The 26,478-nt window shown below is 57.9% G+C and carries 23 protein-coding genes and 1 pseudogene; 11 read left to right on the top strand and 13 right to left on the bottom strand.

What is annotated here, in order from left to right:
* Positions 1-3: 3 nt before the first annotated feature.
* A complete protein-coding gene (locus tag GOW48_RS12300) occupies positions 4-1,398 on the top strand; it encodes a bifunctional enoyl-CoA hydratase/phosphate acetyltransferase (protein WP_170754149.1) in 1,395 nt (464 codons plus the stop codon).
* Positions 1,391-2,560, top strand: a complete 1,170-nt coding sequence (locus GOW48_RS12295) for an acetate/propionate family kinase (protein WP_170754147.1) — start codon at positions 1,391-1,393, stop codon at positions 2,558-2,560. The genes GOW48_RS12300 and GOW48_RS12295 overlap by 8 nt, the downstream gene beginning before the upstream one ends.
* Here the strand turns inward: GOW48_RS12295 and GOW48_RS12290 are convergent, their stop codons facing one another.
* The 7 genes and pseudogenes from GOW48_RS12290 to GOW48_RS12265 all read right to left on the bottom strand — a co-directional run bounded on the left by GOW48_RS12290 (position 2,561) and on the right by GOW48_RS12265 (position 8,385).
* Positions 2,561-3,031: a phage holin family protein gene (locus GOW48_RS12290; RefSeq protein ID WP_170355135.1), complete on the bottom strand. Its 471-nt coding sequence runs from the start codon at positions 3,029-3,031 to the stop codon at positions 2,561-2,563.
* Between the two features lie 10 nt (positions 3,032-3,041).
* Complete coding sequence (locus tag GOW48_RS12285) at positions 3,042-3,287, bottom strand: hypothetical protein (RefSeq protein WP_170355134.1); 246 nt, start codon at positions 3,285-3,287, stop codon at positions 3,042-3,044.
* Positions 3,288-3,383: 96 nt separating this feature from the next.
* The gene (locus GOW48_RS12280; RefSeq protein ID WP_170754145.1) at positions 3,384-4,049 is read right to left on the bottom strand and encodes a D-lyxose/D-mannose family sugar isomerase; all 666 of its coding nucleotides are present in this window, start codon (positions 4,047-4,049) and stop codon (positions 3,384-3,386) included.
* 15 nt (positions 4,050-4,064) lie between these two features.
* Positions 4,065-4,991, bottom strand: coding sequence for a carbohydrate kinase family protein (locus GOW48_RS12275; RefSeq protein ID WP_170754143.1), 927 nt, complete (start codon positions 4,989-4,991; stop codon positions 4,065-4,067).
* Positions 4,992-5,017: 26 nt separating this feature from the next.
* On the bottom strand, positions 5,018-6,007 hold the full coding sequence (locus tag GOW48_RS22445) for a glucokinase (RefSeq protein WP_234899487.1): 990 nt from the start codon (positions 6,005-6,007) through the stop codon (positions 5,018-5,020).
* Positions 6,008-6,049: 42 nt separating this feature from the next.
* A pseudogene (locus tag GOW48_RS22440) lies at positions 6,050-7,351 on the bottom strand (GH1 family beta-glucosidase); the annotation flags it as partial.
* Positions 7,352-7,353: 2 nt separating this feature from the next.
* The gene (locus GOW48_RS12265) at positions 7,354-8,385 is read right to left on the bottom strand and encodes a LacI family DNA-binding transcriptional regulator (protein WP_170754139.1); all 1,032 of its coding nucleotides are present in this window, start codon (positions 8,383-8,385) and stop codon (positions 7,354-7,356) included.
* 214 nt (positions 8,386-8,599) lie between these two features.
* Between GOW48_RS12265 and GOW48_RS12260 the strand changes: the two genes are divergently transcribed.
* The 9 genes from GOW48_RS12260 to GOW48_RS12220 all read left to right on the top strand — a co-directional run bounded on the left by GOW48_RS12260 (position 8,600) and on the right by GOW48_RS12220 (position 19,697).
* Complete coding sequence (locus GOW48_RS12260; RefSeq protein WP_170754137.1) at positions 8,600-9,868, top strand: ABC transporter substrate-binding protein; 1,269 nt, start codon at positions 8,600-8,602, stop codon at positions 9,866-9,868.
* 63 nt (positions 9,869-9,931) lie between these two features.
* Complete coding sequence (locus tag GOW48_RS12255; RefSeq protein ID WP_170754134.1) at positions 9,932-10,939, top strand: carbohydrate ABC transporter permease; 1,008 nt, start codon at positions 9,932-9,934, stop codon at positions 10,937-10,939.
* Positions 10,940-10,943: 4 nt separating this feature from the next.
* Entirely contained in the window at positions 10,944-12,092 is a 1,149-nt protein-coding gene (locus GOW48_RS12250; RefSeq protein WP_170754132.1) for a carbohydrate ABC transporter permease, read from the top strand.
* 9 nt (positions 12,093-12,101) lie between these two features.
* The gene (locus GOW48_RS12245; protein WP_170754130.1) at positions 12,102-13,757 is read left to right on the top strand and encodes an alpha-glucosidase; all 1,656 of its coding nucleotides are present in this window, start codon (positions 12,102-12,104) and stop codon (positions 13,755-13,757) included.
* A 3-nt stretch (positions 13,758-13,760) separates the two neighbouring features.
* Positions 13,761-14,849, top strand: a complete 1,089-nt coding sequence (locus GOW48_RS12240; RefSeq protein ID WP_170355125.1) for an ABC transporter ATP-binding protein — start codon at positions 13,761-13,763, stop codon at positions 14,847-14,849.
* Positions 14,850-15,163: 314 nt separating this feature from the next.
* Positions 15,164-16,288 carry an extracellular solute-binding protein gene (locus GOW48_RS12235; protein ID WP_170355124.1) on the top strand — a complete coding sequence of 375 codons (1,125 nt, stop codon included), beginning with the start codon at positions 15,164-15,166 and terminating at the stop codon, positions 16,286-16,288.
* 115 nt (positions 16,289-16,403) lie between these two features.
* Positions 16,404-17,516 carry an ABC transporter ATP-binding protein gene (locus tag GOW48_RS12230; RefSeq protein WP_170754128.1) on the top strand — a complete coding sequence of 371 codons (1,113 nt, stop codon included), beginning with the start codon at positions 16,404-16,406 and terminating at the stop codon, positions 17,514-17,516.
* Positions 17,517-17,526: 10 nt separating this feature from the next.
* Positions 17,527-18,447, top strand: coding sequence for an ABC transporter permease (locus tag GOW48_RS12225; RefSeq protein WP_170355122.1), 921 nt, complete (start codon positions 17,527-17,529; stop codon positions 18,445-18,447).
* Positions 18,444-19,697: an ABC transporter permease gene (locus GOW48_RS12220; RefSeq protein ID WP_170754127.1), complete on the top strand. Its 1,254-nt coding sequence runs from the start codon at positions 18,444-18,446 to the stop codon at positions 19,695-19,697. Before GOW48_RS12225 ends, GOW48_RS12220 begins: the two co-directional genes overlap by 4 nt.
* A gap of 24 nt (positions 19,698-19,721) precedes the next feature.
* On the opposite strand, the gene GOW48_RS12215 is transcribed toward GOW48_RS12220, so the two are convergent.
* The 6 genes from GOW48_RS12215 to GOW48_RS12190 are packed head-to-tail and all read right to left on the bottom strand — an operon-like array spanning position 19,722 to position 26,468.
* Entirely contained in the window at positions 19,722-21,641 is a 1,920-nt protein-coding gene (locus GOW48_RS12215; RefSeq protein ID WP_170754125.1) for a beta-galactosidase, read from the bottom strand.
* Positions 21,638-22,498, bottom strand: a complete 861-nt coding sequence (locus tag GOW48_RS12210) for an SMP-30/gluconolactonase/LRE family protein (RefSeq protein WP_170754123.1) — start codon at positions 22,496-22,498, stop codon at positions 21,638-21,640. The genes GOW48_RS12215 and GOW48_RS12210 overlap by 4 nt, the downstream gene beginning before the upstream one ends.
* Positions 22,495-23,100 (bottom strand): 2-dehydro-3-deoxy-6-phosphogalactonate aldolase, encoded by a 606-nt coding sequence (locus GOW48_RS12205; protein ID WP_170754121.1) that lies wholly within the window; start codon positions 23,098-23,100, stop codon positions 22,495-22,497. The genes GOW48_RS12210 and GOW48_RS12205 overlap by 4 nt, the downstream gene beginning before the upstream one ends.
* Positions 23,097-23,990 (bottom strand): 2-dehydro-3-deoxygalactonokinase, encoded by an 894-nt coding sequence (locus GOW48_RS12200; RefSeq protein ID WP_170754119.1) that lies wholly within the window; start codon positions 23,988-23,990, stop codon positions 23,097-23,099. Before GOW48_RS12200 ends, GOW48_RS12205 begins: the two co-directional genes overlap by 4 nt.
* Before the next feature lie 4 nt (positions 23,991-23,994).
* Positions 23,995-24,759: an SDR family NAD(P)-dependent oxidoreductase gene (locus tag GOW48_RS12195; protein WP_170754117.1), complete on the bottom strand. Its 765-nt coding sequence runs from the start codon at positions 24,757-24,759 to the stop codon at positions 23,995-23,997.
* On the bottom strand, positions 24,759-26,468 hold the full coding sequence (locus tag GOW48_RS12190; RefSeq protein WP_170754115.1) for an IlvD/Edd family dehydratase: 1,710 nt from the start codon (positions 26,466-26,468) through the stop codon (positions 24,759-24,761). The genes GOW48_RS12195 and GOW48_RS12190 overlap by 1 nt, the downstream gene beginning before the upstream one ends.
* Positions 26,469-26,478 lie beyond the last annotated feature (10 nt).

The following is a 26,478-nucleotide window of genomic DNA, read 5'->3' as shown; positions in this document are numbered from 1 at the left end:
AGAATGAAAATCCTCGAAAATCGAACGTTTTCGCAACTGGAAGTTGGCGATGAGGCGCAATTGACCCGACTGTGTACAGTCGACGACCTGTACGCGTTTGCCTCGGCATCAGGTGATCATAATCCGTTGCATCTGGCGGCTTATGATGGTGATGGCGACGGTCGGCCCGAAGCGGTCGCACCTGCGTTGTGGCCTGCGGGCCTGGTGGCGGCGGTGTTGGGAAATATTCTGCCGGGCGCAGGGACGCAGACCCGACGTGCAGATCTGAGCTTTCATGTTCCGGTCTTGGCGGGGGATGAGCTGACGGCCTTTGTTACTGTCGCGGAAAAGCTGGAAGACGGCGATCTGATCTGCACAACCGAAGTGCACCGCGTTGGGGACAATATTCTGGTCCTCAGCGGAAGTGTTCAGGTAACACCACCCGCCCAACACATGCAGTTCGACTCGGTCGAAGTTCCGGGTCTTGTTGTTCAGCGCCATCGCCATTTCGACGCGCTGTTGGAAAAGGCGCGCCCGCTTGATCCGATGCCAACAGCGGTTGTCGCCCCCGAGGATGCCAATTCGCTTGGCGGTGCCTTGCTGGGCCATGCCAACAACATCATCACGCCCATACTTGTGGGGAACCGAGGCAAGATCGAAGCCGCTGCAGCCGAACTGGGTGCCGATTTGACAGGTATCGAGATCGTCGAAGCCGCCAGCCATGGGGTAGCTGCGCATAAGGCAGTAGACCTGGTGGTCGAAGGAAAGGCGGAAACCTTGATGAAGGGGTATCTGCATACTGATGAGCTGTTGCACGCGGTTCTGCGTCGGGAAAAGGGGCTGCGGACCGGGCGGCGACTGTCGCATGTATTCGTGATGGACGTACCGGGCATGTCGCGGCCGATCATGGTAACGGATGCCGCAGTTAATATCGCGCCTGACCTCGAGACCAAGGCAGATATCGTCCAGAACGCAATTCATCTGGCGCACTCGATAGGGATCGAAACCCCGAAAGTTGGGGTGTTGTCGGCGGTTGAAACGATAAACCCTCATATGCCCTCATCAGTAGACGCAGCGCTGCTGTCCAAGATGGCCGAACGGGGTCAGATCACAGGCGGTTTGGTCGACGGCCCTCTGGCGATGGACAACGCGGTTGACCTGAACGCGGCACGGACCAAAGGTATTACGTCCGAGGTCGGCGGCGCTGCGGATATTCTGGTCGCTCCGAATATCGAGGCCGGAAATATGGTGGCGAAACAGCTTACTTTCATCTCTCATGCCGAGGCCGCTGGCATCGTTCTGGGGGCAGCAGCGCCCATTATCCTGACGTCCCGGTCAGACGACGACGCGTCGCGCCTGGTATCTTGTGCGGTGGCAGCGCTGCACGCCAATGCAACCAAAGGCAAAATCCATGGCTAACCATGTTCTGGCGTTGAACGCCGGCTCTTCTTCGCTCAAGTTTGCGCTGTATGAACTGGTGGATGACAATCGCCCCAGTATGCGGTGGCGTGGACAGATTGAACGTTTGGGCGACGCGCCGCGTCTACTGGCGCAATCCGCTGGTGGGCGGTCGATAGACCGGCCTTTGAGCAATACCAAAAGCCATGACGAAGCAATCCATGCGTTTCTGGAGCTGGCGCAGGAATATCTGCCTGACATTCATGTCCGTGCGATCGGGCATCGCGTGGTGCATGGGGGCACCGTATATTCCGAGCCTGTTCGCATCGACGACGCTGTTATTGATACTCTCAGCAGCTTTATCCCCTTTGCGCCGCTGCACCAACCATACAGCCTTGCGGGCATTCGTGCCGCCAGCGCGGCTTTCCCCAACACGACGCAGGTCGCTTGTTTCGATACCGCCTTCCATCGTACGCACCCGTGGGTCAATGACACCTTCGCGCTGCCGCAAAGCTATTACGACAAAGGTGTGCGTCGGTACGGCTTTCACGGACTTAGCTATGACTACATTTCACAAAAGCTGAAAGAGATCGCACCGGGTCTTTACGATGGCCGGGTGGTTATCGCGCATTTAGGCAACGGTGCTTCAATGTGCGCGGTGTCCGGAGGGCGTGCCATTGCATCGACTATGGGGTTCTCGGCGTTGGATGGTTTGCCTATGGGGACGCGCAGCGGGCAACTGGACCCCGGTGTTGTGCTTTACATGATGCAGCAAGACGGCATGTCTGCCGATGAAATCGCTGAAGTCCTGTATCGCAAGTCAGGACTGTTGGGTCTTTCAGGTATTTCTTCAGACATGCGGACTCTGCTGGCCGCGGATACGCCCGATGCGCGCAAAGCCATTGACTATTACGTGTTCCGCATCCGTCGGGAGTTGGGCGCGTTGTCGGCCGCGCTGGAGGGGATTGATGCACTGGTCTTTACCGGTGGTGTTGGCGAAAACTCAGCCCCAATTCGGCAAATGGTATGTGATGGGATGCGGTGGATCGGAATTGATATGGACCACGCACGCAATGCAGATGGCGGTACAGTTCTGTCGACCGATTTCAGCCGAGTCCGAATTCTGTCGATCCCAACGAATGAAGAGATGGTGATCGCGCGGGCCGCTGCAGCGATGATGTAATCAATCTGCTTTCGTTTTGCGGTTCCGAGCGTACTTGAGCGCGGAACCCAACAGCGCACTGACGATTTCTGGCGTCAGCGCGCCTATTGGATCGCGCCGGACGCCCGAGACAACATTTCGCGCTTCGGTTAGGTTTTCTTTTATTTCAACCTCAATGTCTTGCAGGGCCATATCGCGCAGCTCGACGGCTGCGGTTGTATCCGTCGACGCAGTCATCGAGTTCGCGATCAATGCCAGCAAGACGGCGAGTACCAGATTGAGCCCGGCCAGAATAAGAGCAGCCACAGGTTTGGTCAGCGTCGCCGAAAGCCAGAAGAAACCGGCTATGTTCAGCATCACTACAGCCAGACCGATGGCAAATCCTGCCGCGGCGTAGATGCCGGTTCGTTTCGCTGCGACAGCAACCTGCCGTTGCGCAATCAGGCGTTCGGCGCGCAGGATGATCGAAATGTTTCGGGAAATGCGGCTCATGTGTGGTCTCCTACCGGGAACGGCCCATCAGGTAGCCAACCGCGAAGATTCCGATGGCAAACATAATCGATTTCTTATGAGGGATATCCTCAAATTCCGTCAGCACCTCGTCAATCTGCGAGGTCCATTGATCCAGTGTGTCCGAAATCTGTTCGGTTACGCTTTCGCTTTTGGCAGGGTTTTCAGTCTGGGACCTATCTTCCAGTTGTCGACGGAGCTCCGCAACTTCTGCTTCCAACTCGGCTTTTGTTACCATCCTCGGGCCCTTTCACCGCTGACATACTATCACAGTTTTGCAGTGCGCCTGAGAATGATACCGAGTTTTTCCGTTTAGTAAAACGGACTTATGTGGCTAGTAGTCCGATACCAGCAAGAAGTCAGGCGCAACATCTTCTTCGATCGTTGCAAAACGCGGGATAGGGTCTTCGAATACATTGTCCGTGCGGTCGTCGTTAACTGTGGAGACCTCGCCGATCAAGCAGTCGCCCTTTTCCGCCCAGAAGGCGTGCCATATCCCGGGCATTAGCGTAACGCTTTCTCCCGGTTGCAGGCGCAATAGCTCTCCGGGTTTGATGGTTACAGGACAACTGTCGCTGGGGACGACGACAGGGTTGTCACGGTCAATACCGCCATCCGGGTCCGACGCATAAATCTCCATCACAAGATCGCCGCCGCCGCGGTTGATGATGTCTTCGGCCTTGATGATGTGGCGATGCATCGGCGAAAGCTGTTTGTCGCGGGAGACCAACAGCTTTTCGGCATAGAGCATCCCCCGGCCTTTATTCAGATCGGTCACGTCGCCGTTGCGCAAGGTGAAAAGGAATAATCCAAGCTCATCAAACCGGCCTTGCCCGTAATCGGTGATATCCCAGCCTAGACCACGGTCTCGAATCCCTTGCGCATCATCGCTGCGTATACGGTCAGGCGCCCACCTGGCGAACGGAGGCAATACAGCGCCGAAAGAGTGAATGAATGCCTCTGCTTCGGATTTGATGGAATTAATTTCAGATCGTTTCATCTGTGCCTCTTCAGCTCAAAGCTCATGCGCCCAGGGTGGGTTTGCACCTGCGCGGGATACAGTGATCGCAGCAACCTGTGCCCCTTTGATGAGGGCCGCGCCTAGCGCATCAGTTGTAAGATGGCGTACGGCTGACTTGGTCAAGTGGCCGGATTTCTGCAACTCTGCAAGAACGCCTGCATTGAACGTGTCGCCAGCGCCGACCGTATCGACAACTTCGACCGGGTTGGAGGGTGTCGATATTTCTGTTCCGTCTGCCAAATAGCCCGTAGCCCCATCGCTGCCTTTTGTTACAATCACGGCGGTAGGTCCGTCTTGTAGCAATCGCCGGGCTTTGTCAGCGGTACCTTTTTGTCCGGGAAGAATCCAATCAAGATCCTCGTCCGATACTTTTACAATATCCGACTGCGAGATCATCCGGTTCAACCGCGTTCGATACCGTGACTCATCCCTGATGAAGCCTGGCCTGATGTTAGGGTCCAGCATCACGGCGCGGTCAGAACAATGCTGCTCCAGAACCGAAGCGTAGGCATCAGCGCAGGGTTCGCAAGCAAGACTTATCCCGCCAAAATAAAGGGCCGTAACACCGGCCAACTGCGGCGGCATGTCTTTGGGCATCAGCGTTCTGCCCGCCGAGTTTTCGTCGTTAAACGAGTAGGTCGCGTGGCCGTTTTTCAACTGTACGAATGCCAAAGTCGTGGGACGATCCGAGCGAATGACATGCGTCTGATCTACTTGGCTGTTGGTTAAGGCGTCGACAAGCTGATCGCCGAACATATCGCGGGACAAACCAGTGAGCATTCCAACTGATGCGCCCAAACGACCCAACGCGATGGCGGTATTGAAAATCGCCCCGCCGGAATGGGGGACAAAACCCTGCCCACCGTCGGTGGTAGGGGCGGGGATCATGTCGATCAGCGCTTCACCGCAGCACAAGATCATTCGGGGACCTTTCCGGTTTGGCCGCGTCAGGCCATCCGACGCGCGAGCGCACTTTTGCAGAAATTGTTAGCGCCAACAATGCCAAATTCATCCTGTTCGGAGACATAAAGGTTCATCGACCGGCGCAACTCACTAAACCGCCCCCCTGCGTTGAAGGCGTCTCGGAAGGCGTCCTTGAACAGCCAACGGTTCTTTTCAGCCACGCCGCCTACCAGAAAAACACCGCCCGCAGGCATCATGGTCACAGCCATATCGCCCATGACGGCCCCCAAGTGTGTGGTAAACATATGGGCCGCGCGTACCGCATGAGGGTCTGTTTGAGCCAGCGCGTCTTGCAGGATATCCTTTGCAGGACGGGTTTCTGCGTTGGTTTGACCGGCCGCGAGTTGGATGGCTTGGTAGAGGATGGGCAGGCCGGTGCCGCTCAGGAACATCTCGGCTTCAAGGGTCAGCGAGTCGTCAAAGAAACACTCGGGCGCGACCTGGCGGGCGGCGAGAAATACTTCAACCTCGTCTGCGTGGCGCGGGGACAGGCCCACATGGCCGCCTTCGCCGGATGCCGTATGATAGTGCCCCTCGGAATAGAGCAACGACCCAACCCCGAGGCCGGTGCCCGGCCCAACGACCAAGCGGGTGCCGACCGGTGGGGTTTCCGCACCCTGCAACACTTCGACGTCACCGGCACCGATTTCGGCCACAGACCACGCCGCTGCGGTGAAGTCATTGATCACGAAGGTATGCTGCGCGCCGGTCGCACGACCGATGTCGTCCTCGGACAAATCAAGCTGCGCGTTGGTCAGTCGGATCGTACCATCTCGCACCGGGCCGGCCCCGGCGGCGACAACAGCGCGTGGATCGGTGCCAATCTCGTCGCGCAGACTATGAAACGCCTCGAGCAGTTGCGGCAGCTGACCCGTTGGGTATTTGCGCAGATCGGTGAGTTTCCCGTTTGAGATAACTCCCAACCGGGTGTTGGTCCCGCCGATATCGGCAACCAGATTCCAGTGTTCATGCATGGCTCCGGCGGGTTGTGCCAGGGGGACAGAAACTTGTGCACCGGCGAGGGCAGTTTTCACCGCCTCAAAGGACGTTTTGGGTGTCCGCTCCATCGTATCGAAATCCACATCAACCAGACCAAAGCGTTTTTCGTAGCCTAGGGCCCATTCGTAATTGTCCAGCAGGGACCAGATGAAATAGCCCTTGACCGGCGCGCCCTGATCCAACGCGTCTTTCACAGCGGCCCAATGCTGGTTGAGGTAGTCGATCCGGTCCTCATCCTGCTGGCGCTCAGAGCTGGCCATGCCATTTTCGGTCACATAGATCGGCAGATCGCCGGTATATTCTCGAGCGGCCCGAGTAAGGAAACGTGTCAGGGCAGAAGGCTCAATCTCCCACCCCATTTGAGTTTTGGGCAGGGGGCCAGGGACCTCTTGCAGGCTGGGCCAGGCGGTGTCGGCGGGCGAGATCAGTTTGCGGGTGTAGTAGTTCAGTCCGCACCAGTCGACCGGCGCGCCGATTGTGTCGAAATCATCCTGCCACCCGGTTGGCAGATAGGGTTCCAACCCGTCCAGAACATTTTGCGGATAGGCTTTGTTGAACACGCCGCCCAGAAAGAACCGGTTGTAGATTCCGTCATACAAGTCGGCCGCCTTGCGCGCCTCGGGGCTGTCATCGGCGGGTTCGGCCCATTCCAGATTGAACACCGCGCCCAGATTGGACATGCCCAGACCGCGCATCGCCTCGGTCGCACGGCCATGCGCCAGCAGAACATGATGCATCGCGCGAGCCGTCGCGCGGATATCGCGCAGGCCGGGGGCGTGGTGGCCGTCGAAATGGCTCAGCCAGCTTACGCACCAGGGTTCGTTGATGGGGGCAACACTGAACATCCTGTCGCCGATGCGGCCCATGATGACCTCGGTGAAATCGGCGAACCACCCAGCAATATCCCGGTTGCGCCACCCGCCCAAATCCGCCAGCGGCGAGGGTAGTTCCCAATGATAGAGCGTCGCACAGGGGCGAATGCAGCGTTCCAGCAGCGAATCGGCAAGCCGGTCGTAATAGTCCAACCCGGCTTGGTTCACGGCCCCACGTCCTTCGGGCAGAACCCGGGCCCAGCTGGTTGAAAAGCGATAGCAATCAAAACCGGCTTCGCGCACCAGATCAAAGTCCTGATCGAAACGGTTGAGGTGATCGCAAGCGAGGTCTCCGTTTTCGCCCCGCACCACATTGCCGGGCGTGTTCGCAAACGTGTCCCAATGGGTTTGACCTGCGCCACCCTGCGCGTGGCCTTCGATCTGATAGGCAGAGGTTGCGACACCAAAGAGGAAATCTTTGGGGAAATCAGCACGGGTATACTTCATGTTCAGAACCTGTCAGGAGCGGGGCCGGTCGAGCCGCCAACTACCAGTTCGGCCTCCAGCAATCTAGTTTTAACCGGGTCGTCCGGCGATTTGATCCGGTCGATCAGCATTTCGGCGGCGATTTCCCCAGCCTGCCGGACCGAGGATCGCGTTGCGGTAAAGATCGGCACGTCTTGTCCATTCTTGAGATAGGACAGGTCGTCATCATGCGCGATGACGGACACATCGCGACCCATTTTCAGCCCAGCCTCATTCAAAGCGCGCCGCACCCCGATGGCAGAAATCATTGACGAGACCAATATGGCCGTCGGGGGGGTGTCCAGTTGCAGCATGTCGCAGGCTTCGTGATGGCCGTAAACCTCGGTCATCTCGGCGCTGCGCATCAGGGCGGGTTCGGGCGTCAGATCAGCTTCTTGCAGAGCCTGCAGATATCCTTCGCGGCGACGTTGGGCGAAATCCATATCCTCTAACCCATTGATCAGCGCGATACGTTTGTGCCCCAGATCAATCAGAAACCGGGTCGCCCTCAGGAATGAGCTCTTGTTGTTCACATCGACCCAGTCATAGGGCACCTCGATTCCGGTCGAGCGGCCATGGACGATGAACGGAACCGCCATCCGAGTCAGAACCTCGATCCGGTGTTCGTTGACCTTGGGGCCTTGCAGAACGACCCCGTCGACAGCGCCGCGTTGGAACAAGTCCCGATAGGTGCGTTCGATCGAGGTATCGTCGGCATTGGTGAACATCATGTCATAGCCATGCGCGCCATAGGTCCGGGCGGCCCCCGCAACAAAATCCCCGAAGATCGGGTTCACCATTTCATGTTGCGATGAGCTGGGAATCACATGCCCGATCACCATTGAACGGCCCGTGGCCAGCCCTTTGGCGCGGCTGTTCGGGCGATAGCCGTGTTTGGTCGCTGCAGCCTGAACCCGCTCTCGCGTGGCCTCGTTCACCTCGGGGTATCCGTTCAGCGCGCGACTGACCGTTGTCTGCGAAAGACCAAGGATTTCTGAGAGCTGCTTTAGGTTCATTTCGCTTCAAAGCGCCTTCAAATTGGTGGCAAAACTGTTGTGAGTGGGTTTTCCTATTGGGTCAACCTGTTTCTACACGCCGTGTGTTTATTAATTTTTTGACGAATTTCAAACCCAATATTGACAGAACTTGAATGTTAGCGGATAAAACCCGTCATTCAAAGCGCTTTGAAAACTGAGTCTCACGGGCGCAACAGAGTTGGGAGGAGAATTCATGAAACACTCGCTTTACGCAGGCGCGGCAACGTTCGCCCTGATGGCGGGCGCGGCGCATGCCGACAAGGTCACGGTGTTTGGCCCCTGGTTGGGGCCGGATCAGGAAAATGTCGAAAAAGTGCTGGACGGCTTTGCTGCTGCGACTGGGCATGAGTACGCCTATGTCGGCTCGGATAGTTTCGAACAGCAGATCCGCATCGACGCGGAAGCAGGATCTGCCCCCAACGTTGCGGTGTTCCCGCAGCCCGGTCTGGCAGCGGATATGGCCAAATCCGGATTCTTGACGCCTTTGGCAGATGGCACATCCGATTGGGTTCGCGACAATTACGCTGCAGGCCAATCCTGGGTCGATCTGGGGACTTACGGAGGCCCGGACGGCGCAGACAATCTTTACGGATTTTTCTACAAGGTCGATGTGAAATCGCTGGTCTGGTATGTTCCCGAGAACTTCGAGGACGCCGGGTACGAAGTGCCGACCACGATGGAGGAACTCAAAGCTCTGACGGACCAGATTGTGGCAGATGGCGAGACGCCTTGGTGCATCGGTCTGGGGTCTGGCGGGGCGACCGGCTGGCCCGCGACCGACTGGGTTGAGGACATGATGCTGCGTACACAATCGCCCGCGGATTATGACGCCTGGGTCGCCAATGAGATGAAATTCAATGACCCCAAAGTCATCGCAGCGATCGAGGAATTCGGAGCCTTCGCCCGCAACGACGACTATGTCGCCGGTGGGGCAGGGGCCGTGGCCACAACCGATTTCCGCGACAGTCCCAAAGGCATGTTCAGCTCTCCGCCGCAATGCTATCTGCACCGCCAGGCCTCGTTCATCCCGGCATTCTTCCCGGAAGGTACGGTCGTGGGTGACGATGCGGATTTCTTCTACTTCCCGGCCTATGAAAGCAAGGACTTGGGCAGCCCGGTTCTGGGTGCGGGCACGCTTTGGGCGATCACCAATGACAGCCCCGGCGCTCATGCTTTGATCGAGTATCTGCAGACCCCCGAAGCGCACGAGACCTGGATGCAGCTAACCGGGTTCCTGACGCCGCATAAGGGCGTTGATACCTCGCTGTTCTCGGATCCGACGTTGAAGAAGATGAACGACATCCTTCTGGGAGCAACCACCTTCCGGTTTGACGGGTCTGACCTAATGCCCGGCGGCGTTGGCGCGGGGACGTTCTGGACCGGCATGGTCGACTATGCTGGCGGGACCTCGGCGGAAGAGGTTGCCAACGAAATCCAATCCTCCTGGGACGCGCTGGACTAAGCGTTCCTGATCGGGCAACCCGCTGGTTCGGGTTGCCTGCCACCGTCGCAAGGGAGACGCGGCATGCATCCGGCATTACAGGGCCTGCTGACCATCGCCATCGGCGTGTCAGGGTGTGTGGGCTATTTCTACCTCTCCAACCAATTTCTGGACAAAGTGCTGTTCCCGGCGCGCGGCCCGAATGCAGGGCGCAATATCAACCGCGCTAACATGATCCGTCCGTGGTTGTTTCTGTTCCCGGCGTTGGCGGCGTTGGGCCTGTATCTGGCCTATCCGGTGGTTGAAACGCTGCGCTTGTCCCTTACGGATCGGGTGCCCGGTGGGGGCTATGAATGGGTGGGCCTGGAAAACTACATCCAGATGGCGAATGAGCCCAAATTCTGGGAAGCCATGCGCAACAACATGTTCTGGTTGATCATCGTGCCAGCGATGTCCACCGCTTTGGGTCTTTTGGTTGCGCAACTGACCGACCGCATTCGTTGGGGCAATATCGCCAAGTCGCTGATCTTCATGCCGATGGCGATTTCTTTTGTGGGTGCATCGGTGATCTGGAAACTGGTCTATGACACTCGCCCAGCCGAGCAGGATCAGATCGGGATGCTGAACGCGCTTTATATCTTCTTTGGCGGGACCGAGCCGCAAACTTGGCTGACCATCCCGTTCTGGAACAGTTTCTTCCTGATGGTCGTCCTGATCTGGATACAAACCGGTTTTGCCATGGTGATCCTGTCCGCGGCCTTGCGTGGCATCCCCGAGGAAACCGTCGAGGCCGCCATTCTGGATGGCGCCAACCCGTTCCAGATTTTCTTCCGTATCAAGGTGCCGCAGATCAAGACCACCATTCTGGTCGTTTGGACCACGATCACCATCACCGTGCTCAAGGTCTTTGACATCGTCTTTGCCATGACCAACGGCCAGTGGGAGACACAGGTTCTCGCCAACTACATGTATGACAAGCTGTTCCGCGCCAATGACTGGGGTGTGGGGTCGGCCTCGGCCATGGTGATTATGCTGCTGGTCACTCCGATCCTGATCTGGAACGTGCGCAACGCGCGCAAAGAGATGGAGTGAGGCCATGAGCGATATTGCAGGAACCAAACCGGCGCTGCGCTGGGTCGTCCATGCCTCGGTCATATTTCTGGTCGTGCTTTGGGTTGTGCCAACACTTGGGCTGTTGATCTCGTCTTTTCGCACGGCCGATCAAATTGCCACAAGCGGCTGGTGGAAATCGCTTTTCCCGTCCGAACAGAACCTGACTTTGCGGTCCACCGCGCCGGACACACAGGTTCTGGAAAACGGGGTTTACGTGATTGAAGGCAACCTGTTTGACGCGGGCACAACGGCTACGATCTCTCAATGGGGTGTCAGCTCTCGGGCCGTGGACGCATTTGTTCCGGGTGACACTGCTGAGCTGCGCCGGGGTGGTACGATTACCGTGGACGCGCAAGGCAACTACCGGATGGAGAATTCGGAAGAATTTACCGGCAGCCGGGGCGCCCGTGTATTCGTGACCGCAGAATTGCCGCCCGAGTTCACGTTGGCCAATTACCACAAGGTTTTGTTGGCCGAAGATTCCTCTGACAGCATGGGGCGGGCGTTCTTCAATACTTTGACTGTGACCATCCCTGCGACGATCATTCCGATCTTGGTGGCCGCCTTTGCGGCCTATGCGTTGGCGTGGATGGATTTCCCCGGCCGCGCCCTGCTGATTGCTGCCGTAGTTGGATTGTTGGTGGTGCCGTTGCAACTGGCGCTGATCCCACTTTTGAAATTCCACCTCAATATCGGGATCGGGAAAGGCTATCTTGGGGTTTGGATGGCCCATACCGGGTTCGGGATGCCTCTGGCAATCTACCTGCTGCGCAACTACATGGCTGGCCTTCCCCGAGACCTGATCGAAAACGCGCGGGTCGACGGAGCGACCGAGTTTCAGATCTTCACCAAACTGATCCTTCCGCTGAGTTTCCCGGCGCTGGCCTCTTTCGCGATCTTCCAGTTCCTGTGGACTTGGAATGATCTGCTGGTCGCCAAGGTCTTTTTGATCGACGCGTCGGGTCAGACCACCGTCATGACCAACCAGATTGTCGAGTTGCTGGGCACGCGGGGCGGCAACTGGGAAATTCTGGCCACGGCGGCGTTCGTATCGATCGCCGTGCCGCTGATCGTTTTCTTCGCAATGCAAAAATATCTGGTCCGAGGCCTGCTGGCCGGATCCGTCAAATAGAGGCTTCTGATGAACGTGCAGAACACTGTGGACACAACGAAGGCAACCCAAGCAGCGTCCGATTGGTGGCGTGGCGGTGTGATCTATCAGATCTATCCCCGCAGCTTTCAGGACAGCAACGGCGACGGAATTGGCGACCTGAAAGGGATTACTCAGCGTCTGGGCTATATCGCCTCGCTTGGGGTCGATGCGATCTGGATTTCGCCGTTCTTCAAATCTCCGATGAAGGACTTCGGATATGATGTCAGCGATTACCGCGATGTCGATCCGATGTTCGGAACGATGGCGGATTTCAAAGAGCTTCTGGATCAGTCGCATGGGCTTGGGCTGAAAGTGATGATCGATCTTGTGTTGTCGCATACCTCGGATCAGCACCCGTGGTTTAGCGAGAGCAGGTCCAACCGCGAAAGCGAAAAGTCCGATTGGTATGTCTGGGCGGACCCGAAACCGGACGGAACGCCGCCAAACAACTGGTTGTCGATCTTCGGAGGCTCGGCCTGGCAGTGGGATTCGCGGCGGTTGCAGTATTATCTGCACAACTTCCTGACTTCGCAGCCCGACTTGAATTTCCATTGCCCAGCGGTTCAGGACGCCTTGTTGGATGTGGCTAGGTTCTGGCTGGATTTGGGCGTAGATGGGTTCCGGCTGGACACGATCAACTTTTACTTCCACGACAAGCAGCTGCGCGACAACCCCGACCTGCCGATGGATCAACGCAACGCCTCGATTGCGCCGATGGTGAACCCCTACAACCATCAGGATCACCTTTTCTCCAAAAGCCAGCCTGAGAATATCGCCTTCCTCGAACGGCTGCGCGCGCTGACTGATGAATATGAAGGCCGCGCCTGTCTGGGAGAGGTCGGCGACGCGCAGCGCGGGCTTGAGATCATGGGAGAATACACCACCGGCGATAAGCGGATGCACATGTGCTATGCCTTTGAGTTTCTGGAAAAACGCGCGCTGACGGCGACTTATGCCAAACAGGTTTTCGATCAGTTAGAGGACAAGGCCGGTGATGCGTGGCCTTGCTGGGCCTTCTCGAACCACGACGTTCAGCGACACGCGACACGTTGGGGATTAAGCGACGAGGCCGTTCGACAGCACGCGGTTCTGATGATGTGCCTTCGCGGCTCTGCCTGCCTGTATCAGGGTGAGGAACTGGGCCTGCCCGAGGCCGATGTGGCATTCGAAGACCTGCAAGATCCCTACGGCATCGAGTTCTGGCCAGAATTCAAAGGCCGCGACGGATGCCGCACGCCGATGGTCTGGACCGCGCAGGACGAGCAATCGGGATTTAGCGCCGGTCGTCCTTGGCTGCCCGTCAGCCCGCTGCAAGCCGAGCGCGCGGTAGACAGGCTGGAACAGGACCCGAACTCGATGCTGCGCCACTATCGTCGCGCAATTGCGCTGCGGCATGCGCATCCGGCACTGATGTCCGGGGAGCAGATGCAGATGACCCAAATCGGTCCTGTTCTGACTTTTCTGCGCGACGCGCCGACCGAGCAGGTTTTCTGCGCCTTCAACCTGGGCTCGGACCCGGCTGAGGTCACTCTGCCGGACGGAAAATGGTACATAATCGGGGAGGAGTTGGGCAGCGTCGACGGGGAAGGGGCATTGTCCCTCGACGCTGCGCAATTCTGTCTGCTGGCGCGGGACAAGGGGTAGGTTATGTCTGAACTCAAACTCACGGACGTGGCCAAGACATATGGTCATGTGGATGTTCTGAAGAACATCAATCTGGACATTGACCGGGGCGAGCTGATCGTTTTCGTCGGCCCTTCGGGCTGCGGTAAGTCCACCTTGCTACGTATGATTGCAGGGCTGGAGAAGATCTCGGGCGGGACGCTTGAGATCGAAGGGCAGGTGATGAACGATGTGCCCCCGGCGCAGCGCGGCATTGCGATGGTGTTCCAAAGCTATGCGCTTTATCCCCACATGACCGTGCGCGAGAATATGGCCTTTGCCCTCAAGATCGCCAAAATGCCTGCGGCGGATGTGGATGCCGCTGTCGAACGCGCCGCGCGTATACTTCAGCTTGAACCGTTTCTGGACCGTTTGCCCAAGGCTCTGTCCGGGGGGCAGCGTCAGCGGGTTGCCATTGGGCGGGCCATTGTGCGCGATCCCAAGGTCTATCTGTTCGACGAACCGCTTTCGAACCTCGACGCGGCCCTGCGTGTTGCGACGCGCATTGAAATTGCGCGCCTGAAAGAGGCGATGCCCGACAGCACAATGATCTACGTGACCCACGATCAAGTTGAGGCCATGACACTGGCCACTCGGATTGTTGTTCTGGCCAACAAGGGTATCGCACAGGTTGGTACTCCGTTGGAGTTGTATGAAACACCCGACAATGAGTTTGTCGCGCAGTTCATAGGCTCTCCGGCGATGAACCTGTTGCCAGGTGTCATCGTGCAAACTGGTTCCGAGACGGTGGTTGATCTGGATTCAGGCGGAACGGTTACAAGCAGTATCGCGACCCAAGAGCAAGACATTGGCAAGCAGGTCAATGTCGGCATCCGGCCCGAAGACTTTGTACCCACCGATGAAAACCCTGCGTTCGAAGGCGTTGTCGATTTCACAGAAGCATTGGGCGAGGTGACTTTGCTGTATTTCGAGAGTCGTAAAGGCGCCGAAGCCGTCATTGCCAAATTGCAAGGGATTCAACGCGGCAAAAGAGGGCAAACAGTCGGAGTCTCGGCTAGCCCTGAGAAAGTTCACTTGTTCCATGATGGCAAAAGCATGCGCGCAACATCCTGATTCTTCTGGAAATCACTAAAGCACTCTCATATCTGGTTTTGCCTGCTTCACTCGACATGTAAGCGGGTCTGCTCCGTTTTGCCTCATTTATCGGCATGTGGATCAAGCGGCATATTTTTAACGTTTCTGCAATTTTGATGTTTTTCGGGCCAGAGCCGTGCATTTGCTGAATTGCGCACAGGATCGTGCAAGAGAGCAGCGCAAACTGGACCTATGAAAACTGATAACTGTCACTTTTGGACTGACAGAGGTCTCGCAAAGGTCTAGCGTGTAAACACAAAAACAAAAAACTAATGAAAACGGGAGATACAACTATGACTGAATTCAAGACCCTGTCCCGGCGGACAGTCCTGAAAGGCGCTGGTGCGGCGGCGCTGGCTGCCCCGCTTTATAGCAAAAGCGCGCTGGCCTCGTCGGGTGAAATCAACATCCTGATGTGGTCGGACTACCTGCCGCCGTCCTTCCTGCAGGAGTTTGAAACTCTGACCGGAATCAAGGTCAACTATACTGGTATTGGTTCGAACGAAGAGATCATCAACAAGATGAAGGCCACCAAAGGCCAGGGCTTTGACATCGTCTCGCCCACCAACAACCGGTCCTTGCAGTGGGAACCGCTGGAGCTGTTGCAGCCCTTCGACATGAATAAGGTGCCGATTGATCTGGTGAACCCGGCGATGGCTGCGATTGGCACGGATGCGTGGAACTTTGGTGACGCGGGCGTGCATTGGCTGCCGCATATCTGGGGCACCGAGGGCATTGCCTATCGCACCGATCTATGGCTGCCCGAAGGCGATGCGCCGTCTTATGGCGATGTATGGTCCGAGGAGAACGCGGGCAAAACCATGGGTCGCGCGCATTCGATGATGCTGGGCGCAGGTCTTTACATGGAACGTTCGGGTGAGATGGAGCCGGGTTCGGTCTGGGCCGCTTATGGTGACGAAGACACCATGCGCAAGGTTTGGGGCCAGATCGCCGACTGGTGCATCGAGCGCAAGAACCGGATCAAGCTGATCTGGAATGACGCGGATACTCAGAAAAACGGTCTGCTGAACGAAGGTGTTGTGGTTGGTCAGACTTGGGACGGCCCACCGCTGGCGTTGAAATCGGCAGGCGAGCCTGTACACTACCAAGCCCCTGTTGAAGGTGCGATGGCCTGGGTTGACGGTATGTCGATTCCGACCGGTGCGACGAATATCGATCAGATCTACGCCTTCATCGACTTTGCCTATCAGGCGAAGCCGGCTGGTGTGGCGATCGACAGCCACGGCTATAACTCGCCAGTTCTGGGTGCCGATCAATATTCGGGCGACACCTACAAGAAGAACTTTGCCGAGGCTTATCCGGGCGACTCGCTGGCCAACCTCAACCCGTGGCCGGCTGAGGCACCGTGGTACGCCGAAACCCGGACTGAGTTCGTCAACAAGTTCAAAAGCGCCTGATCGCTTTGAAACGACGCCCTCCGCGATGTCGCGGGGGGCCATCCATCCGTGCGCTTTGGCGTGACGGACACTATATCGGTGTGGTCCCCATCCGCACCAGACGGAGATACCTAAAATGAGTGCAGGGGTCGGTGTAGATCTGGAAAACCTGTGGATTCGGTTCGGCGATTTCGTCGCCGTGCGGGATGCTAATGTGAACATCAACGGGGGGGATTTCTTTTCGTTCCTTGGCCCCTCGGGCTGCGGCAAGACGACGATCTTGCGGGCTGTTTCCGGCTTTCTTGATCCCAGCGAAGGCAAGGTTCTGATCGGTGGCAACGACATGCGCGGGATCGGCCCGAACAAACGGCCCACTGCACTGATCTTCCAGAACCTCGCACTGTTTCCGCTGATGAAGGTCTGGGAGAACATCACCTTCTCAATGGAAATCAAAGGAGCCAGTGCCAGAGAGCGCCGCAAACGCGCGGATGAGTTGCTGGACATGATCGCCTTGCCGGGGCAGGGCGACAAACTGCCTAGTGAACTCTCAGGCGGCCAGCGTCAGCGTGTGGCCATCGCGCGCGCCCTGTGCGCCGAACCCGACGTATTGCTGCTGGACGAGCCGCTCTCGGCGCTGGACCTGAAGCTGCGCCAGCATATGCGCACCGAACTGCGCGAGATTCAGCAACGTGTGGGGATTACTTTTATTTACATCACCCACGATCAAGGCGAGGCGCTGACCATGTCCGACAACATCGCCGTGATGCGGGCGGGTGTGATCGACCAGATTGCTGACGGCAAGACGATTTACAATGACCCAAACACGGCTTTTGCGGCCTCGTTCGTTGGGGAAAACAACGTGTTCCGAGGCAAGATCAGGCGGGTCATGGGGACTGAAGCCGTGATCTCGACCAATCGCACCGGCGATCTGGTGGCGCGGATCTCCACTGCAAATCAGGGCAAGATGCGCGAAGGAGATGAGGCAATGATGTTCGTCCGACCCGAAGCCTTTGCTATCGCTTCCGATGACGCCCCGGGCGACCATTGCGTTACGGCACGTGTGAAGCACGAAGAATTCGAAGGCAACGTCTTCAACATTTTCACCGAAGGCGACGGTGGTAAAGAGATCAAGGTATCCCTGCCCAATGTCGGGCAATCCTTCGAGGATCACACAGGCCAGACCATCCGGCTGGAATACGAGACCCGCAACGCGGTTCTGGTTCCGGCAGGTGAGCTGGCTGCGGAATAGGGGAAATCACATGCCCCGTTTCCTGAAAGAATTCTTCAACCGCAATGGCACAGGCATGGGGCTGGCGATTCTGGGTCTGGTGATCTTCTGGACCATCGGCCTGATCATCCTCCCTCAGTTGTCGATGCTGGATTTCTCATTCCGGCCCAACCTGCCTCCGCCCGAGATTGGCGGGCCAAAGGATGTCTATACGCTGGAGAACTACAAATACCTGATCTACGGCCCCGAAGGCGGCAGTCAGGACTATAACGCAGTTGATCTGCGCGTGTTTTTCCGCACTTTGCTGGCTGCGGTCTGTGTGACGATCTTCAACCTGATCCTGTGCTACCCGATCGCCTATTATCTGGGTCAGTCCAAAGGCAGCCACATCCGCATCTTTGCGATCATGCTGATCATCCCCTACTGGATTAACGAAATCCTGCGTGCCTTTGCTTTGCGGATTATCTTTGGCGAGACAGGTGTGCTGAATACCTTGTTCATGGGGCTGGGCATCTGGGATACGCCGTTTGACTTTATCCGCAACGATATCGCGCTCTATGCAGGGCTTGGCTATGCCTACATCCTGCTGATGATTTTCCCGATCTATAACGTGATCGAAAGTCTGGACCACAATCAGATCGAGGCCGCGCGGGATCTGGGTGCGCCCTGGTGGCGTATTCACTGGCGGGTAGTTATTCCTTACGCCAAGCCGGGGATCAGCTCGGGCTGTACGATGGTGTTCATGTTGTCGGCTGGCGCGCTGGCCGCGCCGCAGATTCTGGGCGGGCCGTCCTCGCTGTGGTTCACGCAGCTGATCTATCAGCAGTTCAACGATAATAATGACTGGCCGCAGGGGGCCGCCTACGCCATCGTGCTGCTGGTGACCTGTATCCTGTTCGTGCTGGCCGTGATGCGCCTGTTCAAGGTGAATATGGGGGATATCGGGAAATGAACCTGTCCTTCCTGCGTATCAGCATCTGGGTCTATCTGGCGATCTTCTTCCTGTATCTGCTGGGCCCGCTGGTGATCATGTCAGTCACAGCCTTCAACTCGTCCGCATTCCCACGGATGACCCCGTGGGAATGCCTGACCTTCCAGTGGTTCGGAGAACTGTTTCAGGATCAGCGTATCCTGAACGGCATCAAGAACTCGCTAATAATCGGGGCCGGTACGGTGGTTTTGTCGGTTGCGATGGGGCTGGCGGGGGCGCTGATGCTGACCCAAATCTGGCCCAAGCTGCGCGCGACTTATTACACTATCATCATCGCGCCGATCCTGATCCCCGGCGTTGTGCTGGGGATTTCGACACTGGTGTTCTGGGACCGGATCAACCGGATGCTCGGGCTGGGCGCGGATAGTGTGTTGTCGAACGGCATCTTCCTGACGGTGATTGGCCAGTCCACCTTTATCGCCAGTTACTGCATGCTGGTGCTGGTGGCGCGTCTGCAGCGATACGACGTGGCCTTGACCGAGGCCGCGCTGGACCTTGGTGCGACCCATGCGCAGGCATTCCGCAAGATCCTGCTGCCCTTCATGCGACCCGCGATTGCAAGCGCCGCAGTGCTGGCATTCCTCGCGTCGTTCGAGAACTACAACACGACCACTTTCACCTTTGGCGAATACCCGACGCTGACCATCGAACTGGCGCAAAAGGTGCGGTACGGCATCACGCCTTCGATCTCGGCTTTGGCCTTCATCATCGTGGCGCTAACTGTGTTCTTTGCTCTACTGAATGAAGCCAAGCTGAAACGGCAAGAGCTGGTGGCCGCCGCGCGCAAGAACGCCACGGTCGAGGAATTGGCGGGCAAGATCAAGTTGCCCAGCTTCTTCGCGGGCAACGTGGCGGCCCTTTTGGTGGTTGTCTTCGGCGTGGCCACGATCACCGTGGTTGGCACCGCGACAGCCTATAACCCTGCGCAATGCATCGCCAACGTCAAAGAGCAAAAGCAGCTTGAGGCGGAGCAACGTATTCAAGAACTGCGCAAGCAACGTGAAGAACGCCGCAAACAGCGCGAAGCGGAAGAGGCCGAACAGGGTGGTGCGCAATCAATGCCGAAACCGTCAAACAACAGCGGGTTTGGCAATGTGTTTGCACCGAACACGTTGGGCGGAGGCGACGAGGAGTCGAGCTCGGAGCCGCAGCCGTCGACAAACGGTGGGTTCGGCGGGGCCTTTGATCCGAACAGTCTGAAGACAGACTAGCGACGTCAATCACGCCCGCCGGAATTATCCTTCGGCGGGCGTTTCTTTCTCAACGATCAGTACATCACAGGCATCAATCACGTGCCCGTTCCACGTGACCGGCGTCGCGTTGTAGTTGATCAGGAACACGTGGTGTTCAGTCTCGCGGCGGCGCAGGCCACCGGGAACAGGATGCAGTTTCAAACCGGTATGTTGGGCCGCCATTTGAACGACGCGATCCCATAGAGGCTCATCGGGAAACCCAGCGAGGTACCAAAGGGTATCTGTACCTGTAAGCGCGGGGGTGCCATCTGCATGAGTCAACAAGGCCGGAGCTGTTCCCGACAACCGCTCAACCCAATGCTGGGCCGCACCACCACCTGTGACGTTTCGTTGGATCGACGGTGGCAAGGTCTCAATCAGATCAACTTCGCTGTCCAATCCGGTTAATCCGGGGCGGCCTGTGCTTGGGATCTGAAAATCGTGTGTGATCGCCCCACTGCGCGGTCCAAGGATCGCCAGAGTGCATCCCTGTTGGATGCGATGTTCAAGGTCTTTGTCGATTGTCGCCAGGCCCGGTGCCAGAATGATTTTGTATCCGTTCTCTGGGATTGTGTCGGGTGAAAGGAAATCCGCCGACAGCCCCGCCCGGCGCAGGGCGCGATAGGCCGAGAACACCAGCCGGAAGTAATCAAACCCAGCGCCTTGAGGCTGTGTCGCCCATGCCCAATCCGAGGCATAGTCGAACAGAATGGCAGCGTCTGCCCTTGTTTGGGCCACCGGACCGATTTCGGCTAAGGTGTCTGCAGTTTCCCGCGCTTCAGTTAATCCGGGGGCCGGGCGATCATTCGGCGTCAAAAGCCCGGCATGCATCTGTTCTTGTGCGAACGGTGCCTGACGCCAGCGGAAGTAGCTGACCACCTCGGCGCCATGGGCGACAGCCTCAAGCGACCAGAGCTTGACCATACCCGGCAGCGGCGCCGGGTTGTATGGGGCCCAGTTCACCGGGCCGGGTTGTTGCTCCATCACCCACCAGCGACCCCGCCCCACCGCGCGGTAGAGGTCGTGGTGGAAGGCTTGCATGTCAGGATCACCCTGTTGCAAAAAGGCGGTCTTGTGCGCCTCATCCGCCTCAAGACGGTCCGACAGAAAACCGATCGGATAGCTATCCCACGTGGCGATATCCAAGTCCTCGCCCACCTTGAAATGGTCGAACTCCAGCACGCGACCCATGTAATTGTGCAACAACGGCGCGTCGGTCTGCCCGCGTAACACGTCCACTTGTGCTTTGTTGAACACCACCACCTGATCCGAGCTGAACCGGCGAAAGGCCAGAACATGGGCGGGGTTGGGTTCAGTCACAGTTAGGTTGGGCAGGTCAATCTGGTCGAACCCGTCATATTCCATCGACCAGAACACATTACCCCACGCCGTATTTAACGTGTCAATCGAGCCATATTTCGCTTCAAGCCAGCTCTGAAACGCGACAAGCGCGACCGGGCTGTAGCTGAGGGTTGTGTCATGGCAGCCGTATTCATTGTCTATCTGCCATGCTGCGATGTGAGGGTTTCGACCATAGCGTTCGCTCATGATACGGGTGATCCGCGCGCATTCCGCGATATAACCTTCATGGCTAAAGCAGTAGTGCCTGCGAGAACCAAATTCGCGTGGGCTTCCATCCGGATTCATTGCCAGCATGTCAGGATGTTTCTCAATCATCCACCGCGGAGGTGTGGCAGTCGGGGTTCCCAGAACCACTTTCAGACCGGCTGCACCGAGTGTTTCAATGGCCCGATCCAGCCAGTCGAATTGCAAATCGCCTGGAGTAGGCTCCATCCGACTCCAGGCGAATTCGCCAATGCGTACCCAGGACAGCCCGGTCTCGACCATGCGGGCGGCATCCTCAGCCCAGTTTTCTTCTGGCCAGTGTTCGGGGTAATAGCAGACGCCGAGTTCGGGAGTCATAGGATCACTCTGTGTTCTGGCTGGCCTTGCCCCGCATTTGGTGCGGCAAAGGTCATACCGTTTGTGGGATGGTTTCTAAGCGTTTCGGCATCCAGCCCTTGGCGCGCGGTTGTGCAGAAAAGGGTTGTCAAATCGTCGCCTCCAAACGCCGGGCATGACGTATGCGCCGCGTCAAAGGTCACGGCTTTCAGGAACTGCCCGTCAGGAGAATACACTGCGACGCGATGCGCACCCCATTGCGCGATCCATATCTGGCCTTCGGTATCTACCACCGCGCCGTCAGGGTTCAGGTGATCATCGCGCAGGTCAAGGAAAACGGTGCTGTCGCCTTCCGGCCAGCCAGTCTGAGGGTTCAGCGACCAGCGCATAACCTGTTTGGTCATTGTGTCAGAAAAATAGGCACAGGATCGGTCCGGCGCGAAACAGATGGCGTTAGAGATCGTGACATCTGGCACCAAACGGCGGACTTCGCCGCGCCAGAACCGATAGATCGATCCAGCCCCATGTTCCGCGTTCTTGCCCATCGTTCCGATCCAGAACCCGCCCCACGGATCAGCCCGGCCATCATTCGAGCGCGTTATGGAATTCTCTGCCTCTAGTGTTGCGATCAACTCTTTTTCGCCAGTGTCCAGGCTGAACCGCCACAGGCCGGTTTCAGACGCAATAAGCAGCACGCCCCGGTTGACCCACCCTGCGGCTGAGACATGTTCATCGAATTGCCAGCTTTGGGGCACACCGTCACGTTGCGTGAGCAGCCGTTTGCCAAGAATGTCGAACCAGAACAGCTGTCGCCGACCGGGGTGCCACAGCGGCCCCTCGCCCAGCTCGCAGGGGCGATCGTCGTAGACGGAGTTCATCCAACCGCCTTGTCATAGGCCGCAACGATCTTGCGGGCGCGCTCGGCAATCTCGGACACTGACATACCCGGTTTGAACAGGGCTGATCCTATGCCGAACCCATCTGCGCCGGCGTTGATCCACTCGCCAAAGTTTTCAGGGCCTGCGCCACCGACGGCGAAGACTTGTGTGCCTGCAGGCAAAACGGGGCGCAATGCAGCCAAACCCGCGGGGCCTGCCATTACGCCGGGAAACAGCTTAAGGCCGGTTGCCCCGGCCTTGAGAGCATTGAACGCTTCGGTAGGTGTATAGATGCCAGGCCAGCTTTGCAGGTTCAGACTGACCGATCGTTTGATGACATCGATGTCGCAGTTCGGTGAAACGATCAGCTTACCTCCGACAGCGGCCACGGCCTCCACTTGATATGTGGCCAAGACTGTACCAGCGCCAATCAGGGATTTTTCGCCGTATTTGTCGGCTAGAATCCCGATGCTATCGAGCGGGTCGGGAGAGTTCAGCGGAACTTCGATTTTGTCGATGCCAGCGTCGATCAGGGTGGCGCCTACATCTGCAGCTTCGGTAGGACGCAGCCCTCTGAGAATGGCGATGATGGGTCTGCTCATGCTGTTTGCCTCGTGCGGTTCCGGGCTTGCCGCAGACCCTCCAGAGTGGCCTGGGTATTGTTCGCAATTTCAGCAAATGCGCCCTGCTGTTTAAGCGCGTGCGCATAGATTTTAGAAAGGTTGTCGGCCCCGATGATTGCGATTTGTTGCCCCAGCCAGTAGGGGCGCGTGGCGGCCAGTTCTGCCCCGATGAGGTAACCTGACAATCGCGCGCGCGCGGCGCCCGGATCATCTGCGTTCAACAAATCCGATGCGCGCAGCCCAAACAAGCGCGCCGCCATCTGTTCGGGTTTCGACAGGGTGTCCGCCGTGGCCTCGGCGAAAGCGTCCTGATCCCAGCCGTCACTGACTGAGTGTCTGAGAACAGATTGCTCACTAAGCAGACTGAACATCTCGCCTGTCATGAAAGTTCGGAAGCTGACGACCTCGTCGGCGCTGACTTGGACCCATTTGGTATGCGTTCCGGGCAGGCATATCACACCATCCCAGTTCTTGCGCCCAGACAGGAAACCAGCGATTTGCGTTTCCTCGCCACGCATCACATCTGGCGGGGCAGCCTGTTTCAGACCGGGCACCACAAAAGCGCGAATGCGGGGGTCTGTATTTGGTACACGAATAGGCGTTTCAGGCACCGGGGCCGTTGGCACGGCCGAGTAGGGGGCCTCAACCCAACCCTGGCGCGCACCGACCATGCCGCAGGCGACGACATCGACCGGTGCGTCCCCTAACCAGTCATCGATCAGTTCCAACAGCGCGTTTTGAAACCCATCTTTCGGAAGCTTACCCATCCCTTTGTCGGATTGAGCCTGATCCAGAACGTTGCCGCCCTGCATGGCCCAAACCCGCAAGTGAGAGGTGCCCCAATCCGCTGCAATCCATTCAATACTCATGCTGCTACCCCGTTACCACGACGCCGCCATCTACCACCATGCACTGTCCGGTCATGGCGCGGCTGGCGTTTGAAGCCAGAAACAAGGTAGGCGCAATCATGTCTTCGGGGGTCAAGTGCTCCTTGAGGCACTGCCGTTCCATGTGGGCGGCCAGATCGTCGGGCGTGGCCCACATATCCAGCTGTTTTTGCGTCAGAACCCAGCCAGGGGCTAGGGCGTTGACACGGATGTTCTGGGGCCCGAGCTCACGCGCAAGCGACCGGGTCATGCCGGTGATACCGGCATTCGCGGTGGTGTAGATGGGATAGCCCCCATTCCCCATCATGTAGCTGATCGAGCTGAAATTGATGATCGCCCCGCCCGCCGTCATCTGCTGCGCGGCCTGCTGGCAGGCAAAGAAATAAGCCTTCAGGTTGACTTCGATCATCCAGTCCCAGAATTCGGGCGTGGTTTCTTCAAGCGAGTGGCGCTTGTCATTGGCAGCGTTGTTGACCAGCACGTTCAGGGGGCCATGTGCCTGGGCGGCCTGTTGCATGGTGGCGTGCAGCAAGTCGATATCGGTCATATCGCCTTGCAGGAATAAGGGTGCGCGGCCGTGCTTGTCGCGCATCTGCTCGACAAATTCGCTGGCGTCTGAGCGTCCGATAAAGGCTACATTGGCCCCTTGAGCCATAAACCCATCGGTCAGGGCTGCACCCACGCCGGACCCACCGCCGGTGATGTAGACCGAGGCCCCGTTCAGGTCGTGGAAGGTGGCGGGTTGGGTCATCAGTGGCTCTCTCGGGTGACAAGGCGGGTGTCTTTGCCCACCAGAAAATCAAGATCCGCGCCCTGATCGGCTTGCAGCACATGGTCGATGTAAAGCCGGGCATAGCCGCGGGTGTAGTGCGGATCGTCCGGTTGCCACGCGACGCGGCGGGCGTCCAGCTCCTTTTCATCCACCAGCAGTTCCAGTTCGCCATTGCTGGCCGATACACGGATGCGGTCACCGGTCTTGACCAACGCCAGCGTGCCGCCCGCCTGCGCCTCGGGGCTGACATGCAGGATGACGGTGCCGAAGGCGGTGCCCGACATGCGCGCGTCCGAGATGCGGATCATGTCGCGCACGCCTTCTTTTACCAACTTGGCCGGGATCGGCATGTTGCCGACCTCGGGCATGCCCGGATAGCCCTTGGGGCCGCAGCCCTTGAGCACCAGAATGGTCTCGGGCTTCACCGGCAGATCATCGCGGTCGATATTGGCCTTCAGGTCTTCGATGCTTTCAAAAACATAGGCTTCGGCTTCGGTTTCCAGCAATTCATCTGTCGCCGCCGAGGGTTTCACGATGGCTCCGTTGGGCGCGAGGTTGCCGCGCAAGACCCGCAGCCCCGCCGCAGGTTTGACCGGACCGTCAAAGGGCCGGATAACATCGGAGTTATAACACTCAGCACCGTCAAAATGGGCCGAGATATCCTTGTTCAGAACCGTTTTCGCTGGCCGCAGGAAGGGTTTGAGTTCGTTCAGCACCACCGGAACACCACCGGCATAGCAGAAATCCTCCATCAGGTATTGCCCCGAGGGCATACAGTTCACCAGCAGCGGGATCTCTGACCCGATTTCAAAATCCTTCAGCGTCAGGTCCACGCCGACGCGACCCGCCAGCGCCAGCAGGTGAACCACCGCGTTGGTCGACCCGCCCACCGCAGCATTGGTCAGGATAGCGTTCTGGAACGCCTCTTTGGTCAGGATATCCGAGGGTTTGAGGTCTTCGTCCACCATCTCGACAATCCGTTTTCCGGTCAGATGCGCCAGCGCCATACGGCGCGCATCAACGGCGGGCAGAGCGGCATTGGTGGGCAGGGACATGCCCATTGCCTCAACCAAGGACGCCATAGTGGAGGCCGTGCCCATGGTCATGCAGACACCCTTACTGCGCGACATGCCGGATTCGGCGTTCATGAAATCCTGCAGGGTCATTTCGCCCGCGCGGACCTCTTCCGAGAACTTCCACACATCCGTGCCCGAGCCGATATCTTTGCCCTTGAACTTGCCGTTCAGCATCGGGCCGGAACTGACCACGATTGACGGCAGATCGACCGAGGCCGCGCCCATCAACTGGCCCGGCGTGGTCTTGTCGCACCCGCCCAGCAGGACAACACCGTCAATGCCATAGGCGCGGATCGATTCCTCGACATCCATGGCCAAAAGGTTGCGAAACAGCATGGCGGTGGGCTTCATCTGGGTCTCGCCCAGCGACATGACCGGGAATTCGACAGGGAAGCCACCTGCCTCCCACACGCCACGCTTTACGCCCTCGGCCAGATCGCGCAGGCCCGAGTTGCAGGGTGTCAGTTCCGACCATGTGTTGCAGATGCCGATAATGGGGCGGCCATCAAAAGCGTGGTCTGGAAAGCCCTGGTTTTTCATCCACGAGCGGTGGATGAACCCGTCCTTGTCCAGCTTTCCATACCAGTGTTCTGATCGGCGTTTCTTGGTCATTTGCGAAGCC

The sequence above is a fragment of the Ruegeria lacuscaerulensis genome, from assembly GCF_013033355.1.
GTDB lineage: Bacteria > Pseudomonadota > Alphaproteobacteria > Rhodobacterales > Rhodobacteraceae > Ruegeria > Ruegeria lacuscaerulensis_A.
Note: the sequence above shows the minus strand (reverse complement) of the source record. Positions and strands in the feature narration are given on the sequence as shown.